This is a genomic window from Streptomyces sp. NPDC091282 (assembly GCF_044757385.1).
Lineage (GTDB): Bacteria > Actinomycetota > Actinomycetes > Streptomycetales > Streptomycetaceae > Streptomyces > Streptomyces gramineus.
Window position 1 is genome coordinate 434,546 of sequence record NZ_JBIVUX010000003.1, and the last position, 22,031, is coordinate 456,576.

Annotated in this window: 26 protein-coding genes; 15 read left to right on the forward strand and 11 right to left on the reverse strand. The window is 74.3% G+C overall.

Annotated elements, in window-relative coordinates:
* The first annotated feature begins 84 nt into the window (after positions 1-84).
* Positions 85-525: a hypothetical protein gene (locus ACIQOE_RS15845; RefSeq protein ID WP_399012389.1), complete on the forward strand. Its 441-nt coding sequence runs from the start codon at positions 85-87 to the stop codon at positions 523-525.
* Between the two features lie 86 nt (positions 526-611).
* On the opposite strand, the gene ACIQOE_RS15850 is transcribed toward ACIQOE_RS15845, so the two are convergent.
* The 5 genes from ACIQOE_RS15850 to ACIQOE_RS15870 form a co-directional block, all read right to left on the reverse strand.
* Entirely contained in the window at positions 612-1,391 is a 780-nt protein-coding gene (locus ACIQOE_RS15850; RefSeq protein ID WP_351318444.1) for a succinate dehydrogenase iron-sulfur subunit, read from the reverse strand.
* Positions 1,391-3,145 carry a succinate dehydrogenase flavoprotein subunit gene (gene sdhA, locus ACIQOE_RS15855; protein WP_351318446.1) on the reverse strand — a complete coding sequence of 585 codons (1,755 nt, stop codon included), beginning with the start codon at positions 3,143-3,145 and terminating at the stop codon, positions 1,391-1,393. The genes ACIQOE_RS15850 and sdhA overlap by 1 nt, the downstream gene beginning before the upstream one ends.
* Before the next feature lie 19 nt (positions 3,146-3,164).
* On the reverse strand, positions 3,165-3,647 hold the full coding sequence (locus tag ACIQOE_RS15860; RefSeq protein WP_351318448.1) for a succinate dehydrogenase hydrophobic membrane anchor subunit: 483 nt from the start codon (positions 3,645-3,647) through the stop codon (positions 3,165-3,167).
* 5 nt (positions 3,648-3,652) lie between these two features.
* Positions 3,653-4,033 carry a succinate dehydrogenase, cytochrome b556 subunit gene (gene sdhC / locus ACIQOE_RS15865; RefSeq protein WP_043406142.1) on the reverse strand — a complete coding sequence of 127 codons (381 nt, stop codon included), beginning with the start codon at positions 4,031-4,033 and terminating at the stop codon, positions 3,653-3,655.
* 188 nt (positions 4,034-4,221) lie between these two features.
* Positions 4,222-4,794 carry a 2-oxo-4-hydroxy-4-carboxy-5-ureidoimidazoline decarboxylase gene (locus ACIQOE_RS15870; RefSeq protein ID WP_401411953.1) on the reverse strand — a complete coding sequence of 191 codons (573 nt, stop codon included), beginning with the start codon at positions 4,792-4,794 and terminating at the stop codon, positions 4,222-4,224.
* Between the two features lie 155 nt (positions 4,795-4,949).
* On the opposite strand from ACIQOE_RS15870, the gene ACIQOE_RS15875 reads away from it, so the two are divergent.
* The 9 genes from ACIQOE_RS15875 to ACIQOE_RS15915 all read left to right on the forward strand — a co-directional run bounded on the left by ACIQOE_RS15875 (position 4,950) and on the right by ACIQOE_RS15915 (position 14,403).
* Entirely contained in the window at positions 4,950-6,599 is a 1,650-nt protein-coding gene (locus ACIQOE_RS15875) for a glycoside hydrolase family 20 protein (RefSeq protein WP_401411955.1), read from the forward strand.
* Between the two features lie 87 nt (positions 6,600-6,686).
* Complete coding sequence (locus tag ACIQOE_RS15880) at positions 6,687-7,463, forward strand: DUF4328 domain-containing protein (protein WP_401411957.1); 777 nt, start codon at positions 6,687-6,689, stop codon at positions 7,461-7,463.
* Between the two features lie 166 nt (positions 7,464-7,629).
* The gene (locus ACIQOE_RS15885; protein WP_362640296.1) at positions 7,630-8,175 is read left to right on the forward strand and encodes a hypothetical protein; all 546 of its coding nucleotides are present in this window, start codon (positions 7,630-7,632) and stop codon (positions 8,173-8,175) included.
* A gap of 148 nt (positions 8,176-8,323) precedes the next feature.
* Positions 8,324-8,704: a hypothetical protein gene (locus tag ACIQOE_RS15890; protein ID WP_362640294.1), complete on the forward strand. Its 381-nt coding sequence runs from the start codon at positions 8,324-8,326 to the stop codon at positions 8,702-8,704.
* Between the two features lie 231 nt (positions 8,705-8,935).
* On the forward strand, positions 8,936-10,204 hold the full coding sequence (locus ACIQOE_RS15895) for an NAD(P)/FAD-dependent oxidoreductase (RefSeq protein WP_401411959.1): 1,269 nt from the start codon (positions 8,936-8,938) through the stop codon (positions 10,202-10,204).
* Positions 10,201-10,935 (forward strand): DUF1365 domain-containing protein, encoded by a 735-nt coding sequence (locus ACIQOE_RS15900; protein WP_401411961.1) that lies wholly within the window; start codon positions 10,201-10,203, stop codon positions 10,933-10,935. The genes ACIQOE_RS15895 and ACIQOE_RS15900 overlap by 4 nt, the downstream gene beginning before the upstream one ends.
* A complete protein-coding gene (locus tag ACIQOE_RS15905) occupies positions 10,932-12,257 on the forward strand; it encodes a class I SAM-dependent methyltransferase (protein ID WP_401411963.1) in 1,326 nt (441 codons plus the stop codon). The genes ACIQOE_RS15900 and ACIQOE_RS15905 overlap by 4 nt, the downstream gene beginning before the upstream one ends.
* A complete protein-coding gene (locus tag ACIQOE_RS15910; RefSeq protein ID WP_401411965.1) occupies positions 12,254-13,567 on the forward strand; it encodes a class I SAM-dependent methyltransferase in 1,314 nt (437 codons plus the stop codon). Before ACIQOE_RS15905 ends, ACIQOE_RS15910 begins: the two co-directional genes overlap by 4 nt.
* Entirely contained in the window at positions 13,564-14,403 is an 840-nt protein-coding gene (locus ACIQOE_RS15915; protein ID WP_401411967.1) for a DUF1295 domain-containing protein, read from the forward strand. Before ACIQOE_RS15910 ends, ACIQOE_RS15915 begins: the two co-directional genes overlap by 4 nt.
* Here the strand turns inward: ACIQOE_RS15915 and ACIQOE_RS15920 are convergent.
* From ACIQOE_RS15920 to ACIQOE_RS15935, 4 genes are read right to left on the reverse strand one after another with little or no spacing between them, the layout of a single operon-like run.
* Positions 14,366-14,944: a hypothetical protein gene (locus tag ACIQOE_RS15920; RefSeq protein ID WP_401411969.1), complete on the reverse strand. Its 579-nt coding sequence runs from the start codon at positions 14,942-14,944 to the stop codon at positions 14,366-14,368. The genes ACIQOE_RS15915 and ACIQOE_RS15920 overlap by 38 nt on opposite strands.
* Complete coding sequence (locus ACIQOE_RS15925; protein WP_401411971.1) at positions 14,944-15,909, reverse strand: DUF6286 domain-containing protein; 966 nt, start codon at positions 15,907-15,909, stop codon at positions 14,944-14,946. The genes ACIQOE_RS15920 and ACIQOE_RS15925 overlap by 1 nt, the downstream gene beginning before the upstream one ends.
* Positions 15,906-16,091 (reverse strand): hypothetical protein, encoded by a 186-nt coding sequence (locus tag ACIQOE_RS15930; protein WP_351319030.1) that lies wholly within the window; start codon positions 16,089-16,091, stop codon positions 15,906-15,908. The genes ACIQOE_RS15925 and ACIQOE_RS15930 overlap by 4 nt, the downstream gene beginning before the upstream one ends.
* A gap of 53 nt (positions 16,092-16,144) precedes the next feature.
* Entirely contained in the window at positions 16,145-16,648 is a 504-nt protein-coding gene (locus ACIQOE_RS15935) for an Asp23/Gls24 family envelope stress response protein (protein ID WP_351318474.1), read from the reverse strand.
* A gap of 222 nt (positions 16,649-16,870) precedes the next feature.
* Here ACIQOE_RS15935 and ACIQOE_RS15940 point away from each other — a divergent pair, with 222 nt between their 5' ends.
* From ACIQOE_RS15940 to ACIQOE_RS15950, 3 genes are read left to right on the forward strand one after another with little or no spacing between them, the layout of a single operon-like run.
* Positions 16,871-17,455, forward strand: coding sequence for a sigma-70 family RNA polymerase sigma factor (locus ACIQOE_RS15940; RefSeq protein ID WP_351318476.1), 585 nt, complete (start codon positions 16,871-16,873; stop codon positions 17,453-17,455).
* The gene (locus tag ACIQOE_RS15945; protein WP_401411973.1) at positions 17,452-18,075 is read left to right on the forward strand and encodes an Asp23/Gls24 family envelope stress response protein; all 624 of its coding nucleotides are present in this window, start codon (positions 17,452-17,454) and stop codon (positions 18,073-18,075) included. The genes ACIQOE_RS15940 and ACIQOE_RS15945 overlap by 4 nt, the downstream gene beginning before the upstream one ends.
* Positions 18,072-18,422: a hypothetical protein gene (locus tag ACIQOE_RS15950; protein WP_362640282.1), complete on the forward strand. Its 351-nt coding sequence runs from the start codon at positions 18,072-18,074 to the stop codon at positions 18,420-18,422. Before ACIQOE_RS15945 ends, ACIQOE_RS15950 begins: the two co-directional genes overlap by 4 nt.
* A 30-nt stretch (positions 18,423-18,452) precedes the next feature.
* On the opposite strand, the gene ACIQOE_RS15955 is transcribed toward ACIQOE_RS15950, so the two are convergent.
* Both ACIQOE_RS15955 and ACIQOE_RS15960 read right to left on the reverse strand, forming a co-directional pair.
* Positions 18,453-19,211, reverse strand: a complete 759-nt coding sequence (locus tag ACIQOE_RS15955; protein WP_401411975.1) for an anti-sigma factor domain-containing protein — start codon at positions 19,209-19,211, stop codon at positions 18,453-18,455.
* Positions 19,208-19,792: a sigma-70 family RNA polymerase sigma factor gene (locus tag ACIQOE_RS15960; protein ID WP_351318484.1), complete on the reverse strand. Its 585-nt coding sequence runs from the start codon at positions 19,790-19,792 to the stop codon at positions 19,208-19,210. Before ACIQOE_RS15960 ends, ACIQOE_RS15955 begins: the two co-directional genes overlap by 4 nt.
* Positions 19,793-20,266: 474 nt before the next feature.
* On the opposite strand from ACIQOE_RS15960, the gene ACIQOE_RS15965 reads away from it, so the two are divergent.
* Positions 20,267-20,932 (forward strand): RNA polymerase sigma factor, encoded by a 666-nt coding sequence (locus ACIQOE_RS15965; protein ID WP_351318486.1) that lies wholly within the window; start codon positions 20,267-20,269, stop codon positions 20,930-20,932.
* Entirely contained in the window at positions 20,932-21,993 is a 1,062-nt protein-coding gene (locus tag ACIQOE_RS15970) for a hypothetical protein (RefSeq protein ID WP_401411978.1), read from the forward strand. Before ACIQOE_RS15965 ends, ACIQOE_RS15970 begins: the two co-directional genes overlap by 1 nt.
* The last annotated feature ends 38 nt before the right edge of the window (positions 21,994-22,031 follow it).

The window sequence follows — 22,031 nt, forward strand, 5'->3', positions numbered from 1 at the left end:
CGCGGGGTCACTCAATGGGCCGAGACGGCGCCCGCCGCGTCGCTACTCTGGGCGCTCGGCACGGCGCACGCACAGGGGGCGGACATGACTCCGGGGACAGAGGCCTTCTTCGGCGAGGTACGGACGGCCTTCGCCGACGTCGCGGAGCGGCTCGGGCTGGACGGGCCGGGCACCCACGAGCCGGGCCGGCATCTGGCCGTGGCGACCTACCTCGGGTGCTCGGTGACCTACAAGGTGGTCCTCGGCCTGTGGCAGGGCGACGTCGGGATCCACGCCTGCCGGGAGACCGCCTCGACCGAGTGCAAGGTGGGCGTCGAGGAACTGGCCCTCACGGCGGGCGTCGTGGACCGCCGCAGCGCCGTCTCCTTCGGCGCGCGCAGCCTCCGGCAGCTGCGCAGGTCCCTGAGCGGCCAGATCCGGTACGTCGAACTCGTCCACCCGCTGGTGTCGGGCCCGTCGGATCCGGCCCTCGCCCTGATGCGCGCGGCCGGTGCCCGCGAGTGGCGCAGGCCCGCCGCGGGATGAGGCCGCCGCGGCGGTGCCGGCCCCGAACGGAGCGGGCCCCGCCTCCCCGGGTGGGGGAGACGGGGCCCGCGGCGGGGCGGCGCAGGTCAGAAGCGGCGCGTGATGAGCGCCCGCTTCACCTCCTGGATCGCCTTGGTGACCTCGATACCGCGCGGGCAGGCGTCCGTGCAGTTGAAGGTCGTGCGGCAGCGCCACACGCCGTCGCGGTCGTTGAGGATCTCCAGGCGCTGCTCGCCCGCGTCGTCACGCGAGTCGAAGATGAAGCGGTGCGCGTTGACGATCGCGGCCGGGCCGAAGTACTGCCCGTCGTTCCAGAAGACCGGGCAGGACGAGGTGCACGCGGCGCACAGGATGCACTTCGTGGTGTCGTCGAAGCGCTCGCGGTCCTCGGCGGTCTGCAGCCGCTCGCGCGTCGGCTCGTTGGTGTCGTTCGTGATGAGGAACGGCATCACGTCCCGGTACGCCTGGAAGAACGGCTCCATGTCGACGACCAGGTCCTTGAGGACCGTCAGGCCCTTGATGGGCTCGACCGTGATCGGCTTCTCGGGGTTGATGTCCTTGATCAGCGTCTTGCAGGCGAGGCGGTTCTTGCCGTTGATCCGCATCGCGTCCGAGCCGCAGATGCCGTGCGCGCAGGAACGGCGGAAGGTCAGCGTGCCGTCGACGTCCCACTTGATCTTGTGGAGACCGTCGAGCACACGCTCCTTCGGGTCGATCTCCAGCTGGAAGTCCTCCCAGACGGCGTCCGCGGAGACCTCGGGGTTGAAGCGGCGGATCCGGAAGGTGACCGTGATGTACGGGGAGTCGGCGAAGCCGGGCTCCGGCCGGCCGGCCTCGTCCGCCTTGTCCAGAACGGGGGTTGCCATCAGTACTTACGCTCCATCGGCTGGTAGCGGGTCTGGACGACCGGCTTGTAATCGAGACGGATGGACTCCGTGCCGTCGTCGCCCACCTCGCGGTACGCCATCGTGTGGCGCATGAAGTTGACGTCGTCGCGGTTGGGGTAGTCCTCGCGGTAGTGACCGCCGCGCGACTCCTTGCGGGCCAGCGCGGAGACCGCCATGACCTCGGCCAGGTCCAGCAGGTTGCCCAGCTCGATGGCCTCCAGCAGGTCGGTGTTGAACCGCTTGCCCTTGTCCTGGATCGAGACGTTGCGGTAGCGCTCGCGCAGCTCCGCGATCTTCTCCACGGCCGTCTTGATGGTCTGCTCGGTACGGAACACCATGACGTTGGCGTCCATCGTGTCCTGCAGCTCCCGGCGGAGCGTGGCGACCCGCTCGTTGCCCGTCGAGGTGCGCAGCCGCTCGATCTGCGAGACGACGAAACCGGCCGGGTCCTCCGGCAGGTCCGTGTAGTCCACGGTGTGGCTGTAGTCGGCGGCCGCGATGCCCGCCCGGCGGCCGAACACGTTGATGTCCAGCAGGCTGTTGGTGCCCAGGCGGTTGGCGCCGTGCACCGACACGCAGGCGACCTCGCCGGCCGCGTACAGGCCCGGGACGACCGTGGTGTTGTCGATCAGGACCTCACCCTCGACGTTCGTCGGGATGCCGCCCATGGCGTAGTGCGCGGTGGGCTGGATCGGGATCGGGTCCGTGTACGGCTCGATACCGAGGTAGGTCCGCGCGAACTCGGTGATGTCCGGGAGCTTGGCGTCCAGCTGCTCCGGCGGGAGGTGGGTGAGGTCGAGGTAGACGTGGTCGCCCTCGGGACCGCAGCCGCGGCCCTCCCGGATCTCCGTGTAGATGGAGCGCGAGACGACGTCACGGGAGGCGAGGTCCTTCATGACCGGCGCGTACTTCTCCATGAAGCGCTCGCCGTCCTTGTTGCGGAGGATGCCGCCCTCACCGCGGGCGCCCTCCGTCAGCAGGATGCCCATGCGCCAGATGCCGGTCGGGTGGAACTGGAAGAACTCCATGTCCTCCAGCGGCAGGCCGCGCCGGTAGACCGCCGCCTGTCCGTCACCGGTCAGCGTGTGGGCGTTGGACGTCACCCGGAAGAACTTGCCGGTGCCGCCGGAGGCGTAGATGACCGCCTTCGCCTGGAAGATGTGGATCTCGCCGGTGGCCAGCTCGTAGGCGACCACGCCGGACGACTTCTTGACGCCGTCGACCTCGGTGATCAGCTGGTCCAGGACGTAGAACTCGTTGAAGAACTCCACGCCCTCCTTGACGCAGTTCTGGTACAGCGTCTGGAGGATCATGTGGCCGGTGCGGTCGGCCGCGTAGCAGGAGCGGCGGACCGGCGCCTCGCCGTGGTTGCGGGAGTGACCGCCGAACCGGCGCTGGTCGATCGTGCCGTCGGGCGTCCGGTTGAACGGCAGGCCCATCTTCTCCAGGTCGAGGACGGCGTCGATGGCCTCCTTCGCCAGGATCTCGGCGGCGTCCTGGTCGACCAGGTAGTCACCGCCCTTGACCGTGTCGAAGGTGTGCCACTCCCAGTTGTCCTCCTCCACGTTGGCCAGCGCGGCGGCCATGCCGCCCTGCGCGGCGCCCGTGTGGGAGCGGGTGGGGTAGAGCTTGGTCAGGACCGCGGTGCGGCTGCGCTTGGTGGACTCGATGGCCGCGCGCATGCCCGCGCCGCCGGCGCCGACGATGACGGTGTCGTACTTGTGGATCTTCATGATTCTCGCAGCCCCGTGCCTAGCGGATGTTCGGGTCGAAGGTGAAGATCACCAGCGTGCCCAGCAGGATGGTGAACACCGTGGCGGTGTAGAGCAGGCCCTTCAGCCACAGCCGGGTGTTCGCGCGCTCCGCGTAGTCGTTGATGACCGTGCGCAGACCGTTGGCGCCGTGCAGCATCGCGAGCCAGAGCATCAGCAGGTCCCAGACCTGCCAGAAGGGGCTCGCCCAGCGGCCGGCCACGAAGGCGAAGCCGATCTTCGACACGCCGCCGTCGAGCACGAGCTGGATCAGCAGGTGGCCGAGGACCAGGACGACCAGCACGACGCCGGACAGCCGCATGAACAGCCACGCGGCCATCTCGAAGTTGCCCCGGGTGGAACGCGGGGTCTTCGCGGTGCGCCGGCGCGGGGCCTCGATGAGGGGGGCCGGGTTGTCGACGTTGAAGAGGGGGGCGCCCTCGACGGGGCCGACGCCGGCTGCGGTGGATTCAGTGGTCGACATCTGCGTCAGCTCCCGAACAGGACACGAGCGGCGTGGCCGAGAACGGGGTAAATGGCCCCGGCCATCAGGACGACCCAGACACCGACGACCGTCCAGAGCATCTGCTTCTGGTAGCGCGGGCCCTTCGACCAGAAGTCGACGGCGATGACGCGCAGGCCGTTGAGCGCGTGGAAGAGGATGGCGGCGACGAGGCCGTACTCCAGCAGCGCGACGATCGGCGTCTTGTACGTGGCTACGACCTTGTCGTAGTCCTCGGGCGAGACACGGACGAGAGCGGTGTCCAGCACGTGAACGAACAGGAAGAAGAAAATGAGGACGCCGGTGACTCGGTGAGCCACCCAGGACCACATTCCTTCCCGGCCGCGGTACAGCGTTCCAGCCGGCACGGAAGTCCCTCCGGGAGCGGGGATTGGGGCCGCGCCGGCTTGGTGTCGGTCGGGCCCGGCCGGGTACGGTCCACCGGCCCCCAGCATCGTAGCGATGCGCCGCCGCCGGGCTTACGCCGGGCCTACCGGTGTGATCAAAGTGGCACGCTTATGGGTTAGCCGGGCGGCGTCCGGGGCGGCTTGTTCGGTTATTTCCCGGATGCGGGTGCGTTCGGGCTGGCCGCTCCGCGCGGCGGGCACGCCGCCGGGTGCGGCCCGGTGCCCCTGAGCAGGTCCGCCAGACGGCCCTGCGCCAGACGCCTCAGTTGCTCGGCGGACGTCACCCGCTCGTCCTCCGGATCGTTCTTCAGGCGTGAGTAGATGCCTTCCAGCACGCGGTCCAGGCGCTCCTCGGGCGGGGTGCCGCCCAGGTGGATGACGAACACGTGTCCGAACTTGGCCTCGTAGGCGGCGTGGGCCGCGGTCAGGGCCGTGTGCGCCGCCGAGTAGGTGTCCTCGGGCAGCTCGGGGAGCGACTCGCCGGCCAGCGCGTCGGTGAGGTCCGACCTGGACAGGTCGTAGGCCGCCTCGTCGGCCGCCGCCAGCAGGGACTCCACGTCCGGGTAGGGGCGGTGGTCGGCGAGCCGCCGGGACCAGCGCGGGCTGCGCAGGCAGTGCAGGAGCAGGGCGCCGACCTCCGCGTCCGGGGCGGCGTTGAACGCGTCCAGCGGAGTGGGGAGGTGGGGCAGACGGTGGGCGGCCAGCGTGGGTCCTCGCGTCACATGTGGTGTGGCAGGGGATGCTGTGAGAGATGTGTCGTAGACGTTATCGAGGACGTTCACGATGTGTCGGTTGGTTGCCTCAATTTCACCCGAACGAGAGAGTTTCCGAGCGGTTGGATGACGCCTGAGGGGTGGAAGGGCCATAGGTTGGAGCGGTGAGCCAGCACAAGCGCAGGCCCTCGGCGCGCCAGGCGGCACGGAAGCGGGCGTTGATCGCCACGGCCTTCGTGGTGACGGTCGCTCTCGGCACCGGCATCGGCGTGTGGGCCGCCACCTCGGGCGGCGACGGCGGCGCCACGGCCGGGCGGGGCGCCCGGAGCTCCTCGGCCGGCGCGGCGGACTCCTCGCCGGCGACCCCGACGCCGACCCGCAGCTACCCCCTGTCCCAGGCCCCGCGCACCATCCCCGCCGTGCGCTCCCACACCGCCGCCCGCGGCCCCGGCTGGCGGCCGGTACGCGGCGAGCGGGTCGTGGTGAGCGACGCGGCGCTCGCGGACGAGGGACGGCTGACCGCGGGCGAGCTGGGACTGACGTACGCGGGCCAGAAGGCGGCGAACGAGGACGTCAGACCCGGTGACCTGCGGCTCGACCTCGGCGGTTCGGGCGACCCGGAGTCGTACACGATGACCGTGCGCGGCGGCGCGGTGCGGATCACCGGGCCCGGTGACGCGGGGGTCTTCTACGGCACCCGGACGCTCAAGCAGGAGGTGCGGGGCGCCGGCGGCGCGCCGGAGGGCGTCGTGAAGGACCAGCCGGCCAAGCCGGTGCGCGGCTTCATGCTGGACATCGCCCGCAAGCCCTTCACGGCCGACTGGATCGAGAGCCGGATAAAGGAACTGGGCGACCTGAAGTTCAACCAGCTCGGGCTGCACTTCTCCGACGACCAGGGGTTCCGGATCGAGTCCACCACCCACCCCGAGATCGTCTCCCGCGACCATCTGACCAAGGCCCAGGTCAAGCAGATCGTCGACCTCGCCGCCGGCCGGCACATCCAGGTGGTGCCCGAGATCGACTCGCCCGGCCACCTCGGCGCCGTCCTCGCCGCCCACCCGGACCTCCAGCTGCGTAACGCCCGGGGCGTGGCCACCAGGGGCGCCGTCGACATCTCCCAGGACGCCTCGGCGAAGATCGTCGACGACCTCCTCGACGAGTACGCCGACCTGTTCCCCGGCCCCTCCTGGAACCTCGGCGGCGACGAGTACCAGGCGCTCACCGCCGCCGACCCGCAGGCCTCCTACCCGCAGCTGGCGGACGCCGCCCGGGAGGCCTACGGCGCCTCGGGCACCGTCGCCGACCTGACCGCCAACTGGCTGAACGACCGCGCCGACACCGTCCGCGCCCACGACCGCACCCTGCGGGCCTGGAACGACGGCTTCTTCCGGGACACCTCCGTGCAGCCCGCCAAGGACCTCCAGGTCGCCTACTGGACCGGCAAGGAGATCGGCGCCCGGCCGCCGTCCGAGTACCTGAGCGCGGGACGGGACGTCATCAACTACAACGACGAGTACCTCTACTACGTCCTCGGAGAGCCCAACACCTTCGTCTATCCGACCGGGCAGCGGATCTACCAGCAGTGGACCCCGCGCGTGCTGCGCGGCACCACCGCCGTGGCCGCGCGCTACGACCCGCAGATCCTCGGCGGCTCCTTCGCCGTCTGGTGCGACCTCGCCGGCTCCCAGACCCAGGACCAGGTCGCCGCCGGCATCCGGATGCCGCTGCGGGCCGTGATCCAGAAACTCTGGGACCCCGGCACCCCGGCCCTGTCCTGGACGGACTTCACGGCCCTGGCCGGCCGGCTGGGCTGACACCCTCCGGAAGGCGCCCGGGAGGTGGACGTGCGGCGGTGCCGGGCCGTATGTTCCGCTTCCGCGCGCGGACCAGGGGAGGGCCGCGTGCCCTGCCCCGGGGGGACCGCCGTGATCTGCGCCCGCTGCCGCCACTTCGCCGCCGCGCCCGGCACCACGCTGTGCGACCGGTGCCGGGCCGCCCCGCCCGCACCCGTCGGCGTGCCGGGGCCCCGGCCGCGCTCGCCCGTGGGCCTCGGCTGGGCCGCCGCCGTGCTGCTCGGCGCGGTCGTCGCCGCCGACCTGTTCGCCCTCGCGGCGGACCTCCTGCAGTACGACGCCGTCGGCGACCTGATGGACGACGGGGCCGGCGCCGAGGCGTTCCGGCGCGCCGATCTCGCCGGCCGGCTGGTCTCTCTCGCCGCCGAGGGCCGCTCCGTCACGATGGTCGCCTGCGTGGTCGTGTACCTGTGCTGGTTCCACCGGGTGCGCGCCAACGCCGAGGTCTTCGACCCGGCCGCGCAGAGCATGGCGCGGGGCTGGGCGGTCGCCGGATGGTTCGTGCCGGTGGTGAGCCTCTGGTTCCCGCGCCGGATCACCCTCGACATCTGGCACGCCGGCGCCCCGCGGGGGACCCCCCGTACGCACCTCCTGGTCAACGCATGGTGGACGGCGTGGCTGCTCACGCTCCTCGTCGGCCGCCTGGCGGAGGCCGCCTACGACGACGCCGAGGACGCGGCCCTGGTGCACGCCGCCACCGGCGAGATGATGGTCCGGGACGCCGTCGACATCGTCGCCGCCGTCCTCGCGATCCTCGTCGTGGTGCGGCTGACCCGGATGCAGCACGAGAGGACCCGTGCGGCAGCCGTCCCGGCCGCGCGCTGACCGGTGCCCTAGGCCGCCGCAGTTGGCCGAAAACCCTTTCTCCCGCCCGCCCGGTCCGCCGGGTCCGACGTCGCTGTGACACTCCCGGGCGCTCGCACGCTGTAAGGGGAAGTGCGGGCTCCGTACAGGTCGGCGCCTTGGTACATACCGTTGTGGGAGGCGTGGGATGAGCCTGGTTGAGCTGATCGCTCAGGCCGATGAGCGCGGACTGGCCGCCAGCGGACTGGCTTGTTTGGATCGGTGCGTGCCGCTGCTCGGCGGCGACGACCTGGTGCTGCGGCCGCTGTGGACGAGCCTGGCCGACGGCTCCGGATGGAGCGCGGGCCTGGCGCAGGCCCGGGACGCCCTCGACACCGGCGAGGCCGAGGCCGAACTGCTCGCCCGCCGGATGCTCGACGGCGCGCCCGCGGACCGTGCCCCCGACGAGATGCGGCGGTGGGCCGACGCCTGTTCCGTCGCCTCGCTGCACATCCACCGGCTCCTGGACCCCGCCGAGGCCCCGGCACCGGCCGCCTCCGTCGACAGCCGCCGCGAGGGCGGCAGCGAGGACATGTCCCCGCTGGTGGCCGCCGAACTGCGCCGCCAGGTCACCGTCCTCGAACTGGTCGCCGGTCACGGCGCGGCCGGGCTGCGCCACGCCCTGGACGTCTCGACCGAGGGCCGCCGCGTGCTGCGCGCGGTGGTGTCCCGCCGGGCCCGCCAGACCGGCTGAACCGGGGCGACGGACCGGGTTCCTGTGAGCACTCTGCGAGGGTGCTGCGGCGGACTTGCGGGGGTCCTGCGCCGGTTGTCGGAACACCCCGGAACAGAGTGACGAAACCCTTGCTGACCTCGCTTTTCCCTGTGTGACAGTTCACTACGTGACAGCACAGCAGCAGACCAGGCCGCACGCCGCCACGAAACCGGCCCGCCGGGCGGCGGACGCGGTGGCCATGATGCGCGAGGGCGCACGGGTCCGGCTCGACTACTCCGCGCAGAGCCTGTGGCGGGTCGACCGGGTGATCGAGGAGATACGCCGCGAGGGCGCGCCGTACGAGGCGGTACGGGAGATGCTGCGCGGCCTCGGGTGCTACGCCGGTGAGGTGATCGTCCGTCACACCGGCGCCGAGTGGTGGTCGTCCGGCGGCGACCACTGGGTCCGCACCCCCGACGGCCGGCTCTGGGACCCCGCGGAGGAGGCCCGGCGGTGCTACGGCGGCCACGGCTCGCTGCGGCTGCTGTGCCGGGACGCGACGAGATAGCGGGCCACCGGCACCGACCGGCGGCGCCGACCGCCGCCGCCGGTGCCGTCCGCGCACCGACCGAACCGCCTCCGACCAGCTGTTCCACCGCCCGCGCGGGGCGCGGCGGAGGGTGCGTGCCGCCGCTGCCCGCGGTCGCGGGCACACCGGCCCGCGACCGCGGCCAATCCATCGTCCGACCTGCTCCGGATTACGCGTGGAAGCTGATCGTCGAGCGCGGGAGACACAACGATGGAGCGGACGCCGCGGACGGCCGTGGTGGGATCCGGAGTGGCGGGGCTGACCGCCGCGCACGTCCTCGGCCGTACTCACCACGTCACGCTGTACGAGGCCGACGACCGGCTCGGCGGCCACGCGCACACGCACGAGCTGACCTCGCCGCACGACGGGCGGGTGCACCGGGTCGACTCCGGGTTCATCGTGCACAACCGGCGCACCTATCCGCATCTGCTGCGGCTCTTCGACGAACTCGGCGTCCCCACGCAGGAGTCGGAGATGAGCATGTCGGTGCGGTGCGAGGGGTGCGGCCTGGAGTACGCGGGCGCCCGCGGCCCGGCCGGACTGTTCGCCCAGCCCCGCAACCTGCTGCGCGGCCGGTACCTGCGGCTGCTGGCCGAGGTGCCCGCCTTCCACCGCGCGGCCCGGCGGCTGCTCGCGGCGGGCGGCGAGGACACGCTCACGCTCGGCGCGTTCCTGGACCGGGAGGGCTTCTCCGGCTACTTCCGCGCCCACTTCGTGACCCCGGTGGTGTCGGCCGTGTGGTCCTGCGACGCCGCGACCGCCCAGCGCTACCCGGCCGCCTACCTGTTCAGGTTCCTGGAGCACCACGGGATGCTCTCGGTGAGCGGATCGCCGGTGTGGCGCACGGTGCGCGGCGGCTCGCGCGAGTACGTCGACCGGATCGCGAAGCAGCTCCCCGAGGTCCTCACCGGCACCCCCGTACGGGCCGTACGCCGCCACGACCGGGGCGCCGAGGTGACCACCGCTGACGGGACGAGCCGGTCCTACGACGCCGTGGTGATCGCCGTCCACCCGGACCAGGCCCTGCGGCTGCTCGCCGACCCCACCGACACCGAACGCGCGGTGCTCGGCGCGCTGCCCTACACGCGCAACGAGACGCTCCTGCACACCGACACCCGGCTGCTGCCGAGGGCCGCGGGCGCCCGCGCCTCCTGGAACTACCTGATGCCGTCCTGCGCGGCCGGCGCCGACCGGGTCCGGGTCAGCTACGACATGAACCGGCTGCAACGCCTGGACGCCACCGAGACGTTCGTGGTCACCCTGGGCGGCGAGGACCGTGTCGACCCCGGCCGGGTCCTGGCCCGCATGGTCTACGAACACCCCCTCTACACGCCCGAGTCGCTGGCCGCGCAGCGCCGGCTGCCCGAACTGAACAGTTCCGTCTGCGCGTTCGCGGGCGCCTACCACGGCTGGGGATTCCACGAGGACGGCTGCCGTTCCGGCGCCGAGGCCGCCGCCGCCCTGGGAGCGCGCTGGTGAGCGCCGTACCCGCCCTCTACCCGTGCACCGTCGCCCACGTGCGCACCGCACCCCGGCGGTACGCGCTGCGGCACCGCACCTACCTGTGGCTGATCGACCCGGACCGGCCGCCCGTCCTCCCGCGCCCGCTGCGGCCGCTCGCCCGGTTCGACCCCCGCGACCACTTCACCGGCGACCGGCCGACCATCCGGGCCGCACTGGAGGACTTCCTCGCCGGGCACGGGGTGTCCCTGGACGGCGGACACGTGCTCATGCTCGGCCACGCCCGGGTCTTCGGCCACGTCTTCAACCCCCTCACGCTGTACTGGTGCCACGGCCCCGGCGGCGAGCTGCGCTGCGTGGTCGCCGAGGTGCACAACACCTACGGCGGACGGCACGGCTACCTGCTGCGCCCGGACGGGACCGGCACCGCCCGCGCCGACAAGCGGTTCTACGTCTCGCCGTTCTTCCCGGTCGACGGCGGCTACCGGATGCGGCTGCCGCCGCCGGGACAGCGGCTCGACCTGACCGTGCACCTGGACCGCGAGGGCGGCCGTGCTTTCACCGCGACGGTACGGGGAACCCGGCGGGCGGCGACCCCGGCGGCCCTGCTGCGGCTGGCCCTGCGCCGCCCCTGGTCCACGCTCGCCGTCTCGGCCGCCATCAGATTCCACGGCATCCGCCTCTACCTGCGCGGACTGCCCGTCCAGCCCCGGCCCGACCACCACCGCACCCCGGAGAAGACCACATGAGGGCAGCAGACCCCGCCCCCACCACCACCGGCGTACCCGCCGCCCGGCCGGCCCCCGGCGAACCCGCCCCGCCCGCTCCCGAAGGCCGCCCCGCCCGCCCCGACGCCGCCCGCTGGCCCGACGTCGCCCGGGTGCCCGCCTCCTCCCGGGCCCGCACCGCCATAGCCCGCGCCGTGGTCCGCCGGGCGCTGGACGGGCTGCCGCTGCGGGCGGAGTTCGCCGGTGCCGAGCCCGTCGGGCGCGGCGGGCCGCTGCTGGAGGTGCGGGACCCGGCCGCCTTCCACGCCCGCATCGGCACCGGCGGCCTGGTCGGGTTCGGCGAGTCGTACATGGCCGGCGAGTGGGACGCCCCCGACCCGGTCGCCGTCCTCACGGTGCTCGCCGCGCACGCCGCCGACCTCGTCCCGGCCCCGCTGCAACGGCTGCGCCGCCTGTGGGCGCTGCGCCACCCGCACGACGAGCGCAACACCCCCGACGGCTCCCGCGCCAACATCAGCCGCCACTACGACCTCTCCAACGACCTCTTCGCCCTCTTCCTCGACGACACGCTGACCTACTCGTCGGCCGTCTTCCGGGGCTTCCCGGCCGCCTGGGACCGGCTCGCCGCCGCCCAGCACCGCAAGATCGACCGGCTGCTCGACCTGGCCGGTGTCGGCGCGGGCACCCGGCTGCTGGAGATCGGCACCGGTTGGGGCGAACTGGCCCTGCGGGCCGCCGCCCGCGGCGCCCGGGTCACCTCGCTCACCCTCTCCCGGGAGCAGCGCGCGCTGGCCCTGGACCGGGTGCGCGCGGCGGGCCTCGGCGACCGGGTCGCCGTCGAGCTGTGCGACTACCGCGAGGCGCGCGGCACGTACGACGCCGTGGTCAGCGTGGAGATGATCGAGGCGGTCGGCGCCGAGTTCTGGCCGGTGTACTTCCGCACCCTGGACGAACGGCTGGTCCCCGGCGGCCGGGCGGCGATCCAGGCCATCACCATGCCGCACGAGCGGATGCTCGCCTCCCTGGACACCTTCACCTGGATCCACAAGTACGTCTTCCCCGGCGGCCTCATCCCCTCCACGCGGGCCGTCGAGGAGAGCGTCCGCGACCACACCGGGCTGCGCCTGACCCGCCGCGACGCGTTCGGCGGCCACTACGCCGAGACCCTGCGCCTGTGGCGGGAGCGCTTCACCGAACGCGCGGACGACGTCGCGGCACTCGGCTTCGACGAGACCTTCCGCCGCCTGTGGACCTTCTACCTCGCCTACTCCGAGGCCGGGTTCCGCGCCGGCTACCTCGACGTGCAGCAGTACCTCTTCACCAAGGAGAACCCCGCCCCATGACCAGCACCGCACCCGTCGAGGCCCCGGGCGCCGCCCACCGGCTCACCGCTCTCGCCGAGGACTTCCTGGGCGGCCCGCTGCCGGTGCGGCTGCGCGCCTGGGACGGCAGCGAGAGCGGTCCGGCCGACGCCCCCGTGGTGGTCCTGCGGTCCCGGCGCGCCCTGCGCCGCCTGCTGTGGCAGCCCGGCGAACTCGGCCTGGCGCAGGCCTACGTCACCGGCGAACTCGACATCGAGGGCGACCTCGCGCAGGGCCTGCGGACCGTGTGGGCCGCCCAGCGCGACCGGGGACTGCGCCCGCCGCGGCTCGGCCCCGCCGACCGGACCCGCGTCCTCGCCACCGCCGCCCGCCTCGGCGTGCTCGGCCCCCGCCCCGCCGCCCCCGCCGCGCAGGCCCGGCTCCGCGGCCGCCTGCACAGCCGCTCCCGCGACCGGGCCGCGATCAGCCACCACTACGACCTGTCCAACGACTTCTACGGCCTGCTCCTCGACGAGACCATGGCCTACTCCTGCGGCTACTGGACGAGCGAGGACCCCGGACACGGCCCCGCCGACGCGCAGCGGGCCAAACTGGAGCTGATCTGCCGCAAGCTCGACCTGCGGCCCGGCTCCCGGCTGCTGGACATCGGCTGCGGCTGGGGCTCGCTCACCCTGCACGCGGCCGAACACCACGGGGCCGTGGTCACCGCCGTCACGCTGGCCGCGGAACAGGCCGCGTACGTCCGCGAGCGGGTCGCCGAGCGCGGCCTGGCCGAGCGGGTGACGGTGGTGTGCCAGGACTACCGGGACATCGACGGCGGCGACTACGACGCCGTCTCCTCCGTCGAGATGGGCGAGCACGTCGGCGACGCCGAGTACCCGGCGTTCGCCGCCGCCCTGCACCGGCTCGTCCGCCCGCGCGGACGGGTCCTCGTGCAGCAGATGTCACGCGGCGCCGGCAACCCCGGCGGCGGCCCCTTCATCGAGGCGTACATCGCGCCCGACATGCACATGCGGCCGCTCGGCGAGACCGTGGCCCTCCTGGAGAGGGCGCGCCTGGAGGTCCGGCACACCGAGTCGCTGCGCGAGCACTACGCCCGCACGATCCGCGCCTGGCACCGCACCCTGGAGGACCGCTGGGCGTCGTTCGTCCGCCTCACCGGCGAGGAGACCGCACGCGTGTGGCGGCTGTACCTGGTCGGCGGGGCGCTCGCCTTCGAGGAGGGACGCATGGGCGTCGACCAGATCCTGAGCGTGCGGCCCGGTCCCGGCGGTGACAGCGCCATGCCGCTCACCCCGCACCGCTGGTACGAGGGGCTGGACCGGCCGTGACCGGATTCCCGTGGAGCGCGTTCGCCGTCAACCTGGCCTGGGGCGCCGCCGCGGCCCTCGCCGTCATGCTCGTCACCTTCGCCGTCGCGGTCCGCGCGGGCCTGCACCGGATCGTGGACGTGGCCTGGGGCGTCGGATTCGCCGCCGTCGCCGTCGCGACCCTCGCGGCCTCCGCCGGGCACGGCGACCTCGTGCGGCGGGTCCTGGTCACGGCGCTGACCGTGGTGTGGGGGCTGCGGCTGGCCGTCCACATCGCCCGCCGCGGCCGCGGTCACGGCGAGGACCCGCGCTACGAGGCGATGCTCGCCAAGGCCCCCGGCAACCGCAACGCCTACGCCTTCCGCATGGTCTACCTGCTCCAGGGCGCCCTCGTCTGGCTGGTCTCGCTGCCCGTCCAGGCCGCGCAGTACGTGCCCGGCGGGCCGTCCCCGCTCGCCTGGGCCGGGGTCGCGCTGTGGGCCCTCGGGATCGGCTTCGAGGCGGTCGGCGACGCCCAGCTCGCCCGCTTCAAGGCGGACCCCGCCAACCGCGGACGGATCATGGACCGGGGCCTGTGGTCCTGGACCCGGCACCCCAACTACTTCGGGGACTTCTGCGTCTGGTGGGGCCTGTTCCTGCTCGCCTGCGACGCGCCGCAGGCCGCCGCCGTCTCCGCGCTCTCGCCGCTCGTGATGAGCTTCCTGCTGATCGGGGGCAGCGGGAAACGGCTCCTGGAGCGCCACATGGCCGACCGGCCGGGCTTCGCCGAGTACCGCGCCCGCACCAGCGGCTTCTTCCCCCGCCCGCCGCGGCCCCCGGTCAGCGGACCCGGGGCACGCGGTGCGACACGGCGCTGAGCCTGAGCCGGGTGTGCGCGGTGTACGGGGCGGCCGACTCGCCGGCCTCGGCGGTCACCGCGCACAGGGCGGGCAGCACGGCCTGCGGGGAGACCCCCGGCCGGAGCCAGACCCGTAGCCGTACCTCCAGCCGGAGCCGGGTGCCGGGCAGCACGCGGGCCCGGCTGCGGGCGACGCCGGGGACCGTGGCCGCGCGCAGGGCGAGGGCCTCGGCCAGCGCCTGGGGACGCACGGTGCACTCCGGGGCGGCCGGCGACAGCGGGCGGGACGGGCCGCCGCGGATCCGGGTGCGGAACCAATGGGCGAGGAGCACGGTGAGGACGACCGCCGCGCCCACGGTCACGGGGGTCCACCAGCCCTCGCCGCGCTGCCGGGCCACGGCGAGCAGAGCCCGGTCGACGGCCCCGGGCGCGGGCCACCACGACGGCAGCCGCCGCCCGGCGCCGGTCCCGGTGACCGTGAGCCACCCGCCCACCGCCAGCACCGCGAGACCCGACCCGGCGAGGACACACCGGTTGACGACGGCACGGGCCCGCCACATCACAGGCCTCCTTCCAGGACGGCGTCAGGAGAGGGAGCCGGGACCGGTTCCGGTGCCTCGGGCGAGGGCTCCGGGGGGCGCCAGGCGGTGGCCGGGGTGACGCGGGCGCGTACCGCGCGGTGCCGGCGCAGGGCGCAGGACGCGAGGGCCTCCTCGGCCGCGGCCACGACGTCGGCCCGGGTCCTGGCCCGGTCGCCGTACGACAGCGTGACCCGCACGCGGACCCGGCGGCGCGCCCGGACACGTACCGCGCCGACCCCGGGCACCGCGCCCACCGCGTCCCGGACCAGGGCCTCCACGGCCGGACGGTCCACGGACGCGACGACCCGCGGCGCCGGCGCGCACACCGTGGACCGCCCGCGCAGCCCGGGGGTGACGGCGAGCACGACCGCCCACAGGCCGAGCAGCGCCGCCAGGGCGCCCAGCGCGACCACCGACGGGTCGCCCGGCCGGTGCCCCGCGAGCCAGTGCACCGCCGCGATCCGCCAGGCCGCGGCCGGACGGTGCCCGACGTGCACCAGGACCAGATCCAGGGCGAGGGCGGCGCAGGCCGCCGTGGCCACCGCGGCCTGCAGGGCGACCGGCACCCCGCGCGTCGACCACACGCGGCGCGGCGCACGGCCCTCGGGCGGCGCCGCGGACCCGGCCGGCGCCCTGTCCCGGACCGCGGCCGGCTCCAGCGCGGTGACCGTGATCCGCGGCACGGACAGGTCGAGCCCGGTCAGCTCCCGGGTCCGCCCGGCCACGTGCCGCTGCACCTCGCGGACCGTCTCGCCCAGCGGGGCCGGGTAGGGCAGCGTCACGGCGAGCGCCACCCGGGCCCGGCCGCCGCGCACGGACGCCGCGCCCGTCGCCGGCCGTGCGGCGGGCCCGTCCGCGAGCGCCTCGCCGGCCGCCCGCTCCGCGATCCTGCGCACCACCCGGTCGGCGACCGTGGTGGTGCCCCGCTGCGCGGCGGCGGTCATCGGTTCCTCCGCTCGAAGGCGTCCCGCACGTCCTGGACCGTGCCGCCGCCCTCGACCCAGCGGCCCGCCGCCCAGCCAAGGCCGCCGAGCGCGGCCACCAGCAGGAACGCGCCGAAGCCGCCGAAGTATCCGGCGAACGCCAGGGCCATTCCCGCGATCATCCCCACGAACGGTGCGCGCACGCCCGTCCACCTCCCACCGGATCCGCTGCCGTTCCTGCCGTCTGCTGCAGGGCCTAGGCCACCCGTGCCTCGGCACCTGCGGACGGCTCCTCGTCGTCGGGCAGCCGGACGTCGTTGACGGTGATGTTCACCTCGACGACCTCCAGCCCGGTGACGCGCTCCACGGCCGAGATCACGTTCTCGCGGACGTCACGGGACACGTCGGTGATGGACACGCCGTACTCGACGACCAGGTCGAGGTCGACGGCGGTCTGCCGTTCGCCCACCTCGACCTTCACGCCGCGGCCGACGTTGGGCCGGCCGCCGGGCACCCGGTCGCGGACGGCGCCGATGGTGCGGGAGAGCCCGCCGCCCATGTCGTACACGCCGGGGATCTCGCGGGCGGCGATGCCCGCCACCTTCACGACGACCAGGTCGGCGATCGAGGTCCTGCCGCGGTCGGCGGCAGGCTGGTCGGCGCCGCGGACGCCGCCCGGGAGGTCCGTGGTGCCCGCCGTCCTGTCACCCGTGCGGGGTGCGGGGGCGTCCTTGGCGGTGCTCACGGTCTGCGTGGCCATGGTCATGTCCTTCCGGTTCGGCTCGTTCCCGAAGTGCCTCTCGCAGGGTCAGACCCGCCCCGCCCGCCGCTGTGACGCACCTTTTTCCGGACGGCCGGATTCCGTGCCCGGACGCACGGAGCGCGCCGTGCGTCCGGGCAGGGCCCCGCCGCCGAAGTCGTGCGTAACGGGCACCGCGCGCGGGTGTCCAACATGCAGAGACCGGACGAGAGGAGCAGCCCAGTGGCGGGGGCCAGCAGACCGACCGCACCGCCGGACGCCGGGGCCGGCACCGACGACACGCTGCTCGCGGTCCGGGCCGCCGAGGGCGACGAGGACGCCTTCGCGGCGCTCGTGCAACGGCACGCACCCGTGCTGATCCGGCTGGCCACCCGGCTGCTGGGCACGCCCGCGGAGGCGGAGGACGCGGTGCAGGACGCCTTCCTCAGCGCCTGGCGCCGGCTGCCCGAGTTCCACGGCCAGGCGTCCTTCGGCACCTGGATGTACCGGATCGTCACCAACCGGTGCCTCAACGTGCTGCGGGCCCGCAGACCGGTGGCACCGCTGGAGGCGGCCGGCGAGGTGGCCGCCGCCGAGCACGCCACCTCGCCCGCCCGGATCACCGAGGGCCGCGACGCGGTCCGCGAACTGCGGGAGGCCCTCGGCCTGCTCTCCGCCGAACAGCGCGCCTGCTGGGTGCTGCGGGAACTGGACGGCAGGTCCTACGAGTTCATCGCGGAGGCGGTCGGCATCAGCCAGGAGGCCGTCCGCGCCCGCGTCTTCCGCGCACGCCGCTGTCTGACACAAGCCCTGGGAGCCTGGCGATGACCACCCACACCGATCCGCCCGAGGACCCCCGCGCCGGGGCCGACGACGAGGAACGGCTGCCGTGCGGACGGCTGCTGTCCGCGGTCTGGGCCGACTGGGAACGGCAGGCGGACGACCCCCACCTGGCCTCCTGCCCGCACTGCGGGCGCGCCACCGGGGAACTCGACCTGCTGGAGAGCGCCGTGCGCGGCCTGCGCGAGGAGACGCCGGACGCCTCGGCGTACGACCCCGAGCCGCTCACCCGGCGGGTCATGGAACTCGTCCGCCTCGAACTGCGACCCGGCCGCCCGCTGCCGCTCGGCGAGCCCGCCGAGGACCTGTGGATCATGGAGACGGTCGCGGCGCGCGCCCTGCGCGCGGCGGCCGAGACGGTCGACGGGGTACGCGCGGGCTCCTGCCGCGTCACGGCCGCCGGTGCCCCGGACGGCGGTGCCGTCTCCGTACGGCTCGACATCCACGCCCCCGCCGGCACCGCCCTGCCGGAGCTCGCGGAGCGGGTGCGGCAGCGGGTCCTGGAGGCAGCAGAACACCGGGTGGGCATGGACATAGCGTCCGTGGACATCCGGATCACGGACCTCGTCGCATCCCCGGCCGACGGCCGGGAAGGGAGTACGTCATGACCGCGCGCACGGCGCCCGCCGCACTCGTCGAGGACGTGGCCGGCGTGGTGGAGAACGTGCCGGGCGTCGCCTTCCTGAGGCCGGGGCTGGCCGACCGCCTGCGCTCCGCGCTGTCCGCGCCCGGCCCCGGTGCCGGCCGGACGGCGCCCGCGTCCGGGGTGCGCATGGCACCAGGACCGGACGGCACCGACGCCTGGCACGTCGACATCCAGGTGGTCACGGTGCGCCGGGCCCGCGCGCTGGACGTGGCCCGCGCGGTCCGCGCCGCCGTGCAGGAACACCTGGCGCCGCCCCTCACGGGCGGGCCGGTGCCGACGGTGACGGTGACGGTCACCGGCCAGGTCTGAACGGCCCGGCCGGGTCCGCCACCCCGGTCCTCAGGCCGGGAAGCCCAGCAGCGCGAGCGGCGCGGAGGTCGGGCTCGTGGAGCCGCCCGCCGGTTCCACGGTGACTCCCATGCCGGAGGCGCCGTCGACCCCGCCCGCCAGCAGGACGCTCTGGTCGGTGCGGCCGGGATCCATCAGGCCCGCCGACCGCATGGTGCCCGCGTCGTCGAACCACAGCTGGTAGACCTTGCCGGAGGCCGGCCTTGCCATCCCGGAGACGACGAACACCGCCCGGTCCCGGTCGTGCGAGACGACGACCGTGCCGGTGGCCCCGTCGCCGAGCGCGGCGGTCCGCGTCCTGGCGTCCGGCGCGGCGAGGACGGCGGCGATCCCGTCCGCGCCCTGCTGGGCCCGGTGCGCCTGGTCGAGGGCGTCCTCGGCCCGCTGGTGCTGCCACACCGTCGTACCGCCGAGGGCGGCGGCCACCGCCACGCACGCGGCCAGGGCCCACCGGGAGAGCAGGCGGGCCCGTACGCCCGCGGCCCGCGCGGCACGGGTCGCCGTCGCTCCGCCCGGCGTCTCCTGCCGGACCGAGGAGACCCGGCGCAGCACCTGCTCGCGCATGACCGCCGGAGGCGTCACCGTGGCGGCCAGCCCCAGCCGGGCCGCGGTCGCGGACAGCTCCTTGGTCTCCTGGACGCACGGTTCGCAGCCCGTCAGATGGCTCTCGAAGGCGCGGAGTTCGTCGTCGGACAGGGCGTGCAGGGCGTAGGCGCCCGTCATCCGGTGCAGATCGGCCGTGGCTCTCATGCCGTCACCCCCAGGCAGTCGCGCATCCGGATGAGTCCGTCCCGCAGCCGGGTCTTGACCGTGCCGAGCGGCAGCGCGAGGGCCTCCGCCACCTGCCGGTAGGTCAGCCCCCGGTAGTACGCGAGCGTGACCGCCTGCCGCTGGATCTCGGTCAGCGTGCGCAGGCAGCGCCGCACCTGCTCCCGCTCCAGCCTGGCCTCGACCTGCTCGGTGACCTCGTCGAACTCGGGAGTCCGGTCCAGCAGCGCGGCCTTGTGGTCCCGGGCCGCCGCGGCCTCCACCGAGCGGACCCGGTCGACCGCGCGGCGGTGCGCGAGGGTGAGGATCCAGTTGACGGCCGTGCCACGGTCGGGCCGGTACCGCGGAGCCGTCCGCCACACCTCGACCAGCACCTCCTGCGCGACCTCCTCGGACTGCGCCTGGTCCCGCAGGACGGCACGCACGACACCGAGGACCGGACCGGCCACGGCGTCGTAGACGGAGCCGAAGGCGTCCTCGTCGCCGAGGGCCACCCGGCCCACCAGCTCCTCCAGATCCGGCTCCGACGCTGGATTTCTGCCGATATGCACGGCTTCTCGCACAAGGCCCTCCGCGGTTGGGACATCTCCGGACGTAATCCGGTCCCCACGGGGCGGCGGATTGGTCCGGACACGATGAAACCCCAGGTATCCGCGGGCGGTGCGCAACCGGTCCGGGCGGGGCGGCACACGCCGGGCGGCGCGGCGGGCGTCCGGGAACCGGGGCCGGGAGGCCGGCCGCCGTGGGGCGCCGGTGTGCCGGCACCGGGGCAACGGCCGAGGCCGCCACCCCCCACAGGAGAGGCCCCGGCCGTCGCGCGGTACGGACCGCGCGGCGGCCCGTACTCCGTTCAGCGCCATGAGTGCGTTTTCTGTCACACCCCGGGGCGTCACGAGTTAGTTGCACTTTGTACTGGCGTGGACGCCGAGCGGTTTCACGCCGTAACGTGCCTTTCGCGTCGAGCGCGAGTGCATGATCACTGCAAGGATCGGCGGCTGCGTCACAGCCGCGACCGACCACTTACTGGGGAACGACGGGTGCTGGGGGACGACGCGGAGTTGACCGCCGCGGTGCGTGCGGCACAGGACGGGGACGAAACCGCCTTCCGCGTCGTCTATCGCGCGGTACAGCCCCGCCTGCTCGGGTACGTGCGCACACTGGTCGGCGACCCGGACGCGGAGGACGTCGCCTCCGAGGCCTGGCTGCAGATAGCCCGCGACCTCGACCGGTTCGAGGGCGACGCGGACCGGTTCCGCGGCTGGGCCGCCCGGATAGCCCGCAACCGAGCCCTCGACCACATACGGATGCGCGGCCGCCGCCCCGCGATCGGCGGCGACGAGACGGAACTGACCGGCCGCGCCGCGGAGTCGGACACCGCGGGCGAGGCCATCGAGGCGCTGACCACCGACTCCGCCCTCTCCCTCATCGCCCGGCTGCCCCAGGACCAGGCCGAGGCCGTCGTCCTGAGGGTCGTCATGGGCCTGGACGCCAAGACCGCCGCCGACACCCTCGGCAAACGCGCCGGTGCCGTCCGCACGGCGGCCCACCGCGGCCTGAAGAAACTCGCCGAACTGCTCGGCGGCGACGCGGAGCAGGCCGGCGTCGTCCTGGAGGCCCTTCCGCCCCAGAGAGAACCGAAGGATCGTGCGGTGACGTCCGCCACTGTGACGCATACGCGTTCGCGGACGCAGAAGGACATGTGATGGCCGACGAGCAGGACACGTGGCTGGACCGGGTGACGGCGGAACGTCTGCTGCGCGGTGAGTCGCTGGAAGCCGTCGACGAATCCGCCCGTGACCAGGCAAAACGCCTCGCCGGGACGCTGGAGGCGCTGGCCGCGCGAGCCGTCCCCGCCACCGACGAACTCCCCGGCGAGGAAGCCGCGCTGGCTGCCTTCCGCAAAGCGCGCGAATCCGCCGGGGACCAGTGGACCTCCGTGGCGCGGCAGCCGGACGGGCCGGTGCGGGGCTCCGACGCGGGCCTCATCCGCATCGGAGCCGGTCCGCGCCCGCTCCGGGTCCCCGCCTGGGCCCGTCCCGCGCGCTTCGCGCTGGCCGCCGTGCTGACCGCCGGCATGCTCGGCGGCGTCGCGGTGGCCGCCGGCACCGGGGTGCTGCCGTCGCCGTTCGACGGCGGTCACCCGGCGCCGGGAGCCTCCGTCTCGGCCGCGGGCACGCCCGTGCGCCCGCAGGACTCGCCCTCGACCGAGTCGCTGCTCGGCGGCGAGTCCGGCGCGCCCACCGCCGGTGCCACCCCGCACGCCCCCGTCCGGCCCTCGCCCGACCCGTCCGGCGGGACGCGGGAGCGGGCCACCGGGTCGGACAGCACCTCCGGGACCCGGTGGAACCGCGCCCTGGCCTTCTGCCGTGACGTGCAGGACGGCAAGTCCCTGGGCGCGGACCGCAGGCGGGCCCTGGAGGGGATGGCGGGCGGATCCGCCCGCGTCCACCGGTTCTGCAAGGTCCTCCTCGGCGCCGGCGCGACCGGACGCGACGGCGCCTCCGGCGCGGACAAGGGCGACGGCAAGGGTGACGGCAAGGGCGGCGGCAACGGCAACGGGCAGGGCGGCCCGGACAAGGGCGCGGGCGGCAACGGCAACGGCCAGGGCGGTGACGACGACGGCCGTCCCGGCCGCCACGGCGGCTGGGGCGGCGGCCGCCACCACCGCCAGGACGGCGCCGCCGCGCCCGCCCCGACGGCCTTCGCACCGTCGAGGCCGGACCGGACCGTCCCCGCGCCCCGCCCCGGCTACAGCGCGCTGTGACCTTTACGTACCGCTGTGACCTGCAGTTTTGAAACCCA

Excerpts from the sequence above, each read along its gene's own strand:
- ACIQOE_RS15845 (WP_399012389.1), top strand. The coding sequence starts at position 85 with ATGACTCCGGGGACAGAGGCCTTCTTCGGCGAGGTACGGACGGCCTTC.
- ACIQOE_RS15850 (WP_351318444.1), bottom strand. The coding sequence starts at position 1,391 with ATGGCAACCCCCGTTCTGGACAAGGCGGACGAGGCCGGCCGGCCGGAG.
- sdhA (WP_351318446.1), bottom strand. The coding sequence starts at position 3,145 with ATGAAGATCCACAAGTACGACACCGTCATCGTCGGCGCCGGCGGCGCG.
- ACIQOE_RS15860 (WP_351318448.1), bottom strand. The coding sequence starts at position 3,647 with ATGTCGACCACTGAATCCACCGCAGCCGGCGTCGGCCCCGTCGAGGGC.
- ACIQOE_RS15885 (WP_362640296.1), top strand. The coding sequence starts at position 7,630 with ATGAGCCTGGTTGAGCTGATCGCTCAGGCCGATGAGCGCGGACTGGCC.
- ACIQOE_RS15895 (WP_401411959.1), top strand. The coding sequence starts at position 8,936 with ATGGAGCGGACGCCGCGGACGGCCGTGGTGGGATCCGGAGTGGCGGGG.
- ACIQOE_RS15905 (WP_401411963.1), top strand. The coding sequence starts at position 10,932 with ATGAGGGCAGCAGACCCCGCCCCCACCACCACCGGCGTACCCGCCGCC.
- ACIQOE_RS15910 (WP_401411965.1), top strand. The coding sequence starts at position 12,254 with ATGACCAGCACCGCACCCGTCGAGGCCCCGGGCGCCGCCCACCGGCTC.
- ACIQOE_RS15920 (WP_401411969.1), bottom strand. The coding sequence starts at position 14,944 with ATGTGGCGGGCCCGTGCCGTCGTCAACCGGTGTGTCCTCGCCGGGTCG.
- ACIQOE_RS15925 (WP_401411971.1), bottom strand. The coding sequence starts at position 15,909 with ATGACCGCCGCCGCGCAGCGGGGCACCACCACGGTCGCCGACCGGGTG.
- ACIQOE_RS15935 (WP_351318474.1), bottom strand. The coding sequence starts at position 16,648 with ATGGCCACGCAGACCGTGAGCACCGCCAAGGACGCCCCCGCACCCCGC.
- ACIQOE_RS15945 (WP_401411973.1), top strand. The coding sequence starts at position 17,452 with ATGACCACCCACACCGATCCGCCCGAGGACCCCCGCGCCGGGGCCGAC.
- ACIQOE_RS15950 (WP_362640282.1), top strand. The coding sequence starts at position 18,072 with ATGACCGCGCGCACGGCGCCCGCCGCACTCGTCGAGGACGTGGCCGGC.
- ACIQOE_RS15955 (WP_401411975.1), bottom strand. The coding sequence starts at position 19,211 with ATGAGAGCCACGGCCGATCTGCACCGGATGACGGGCGCCTACGCCCTG.
- ACIQOE_RS15970 (WP_401411978.1), top strand. The coding sequence starts at position 20,932 with ATGGCCGACGAGCAGGACACGTGGCTGGACCGGGTGACGGCGGAACGT.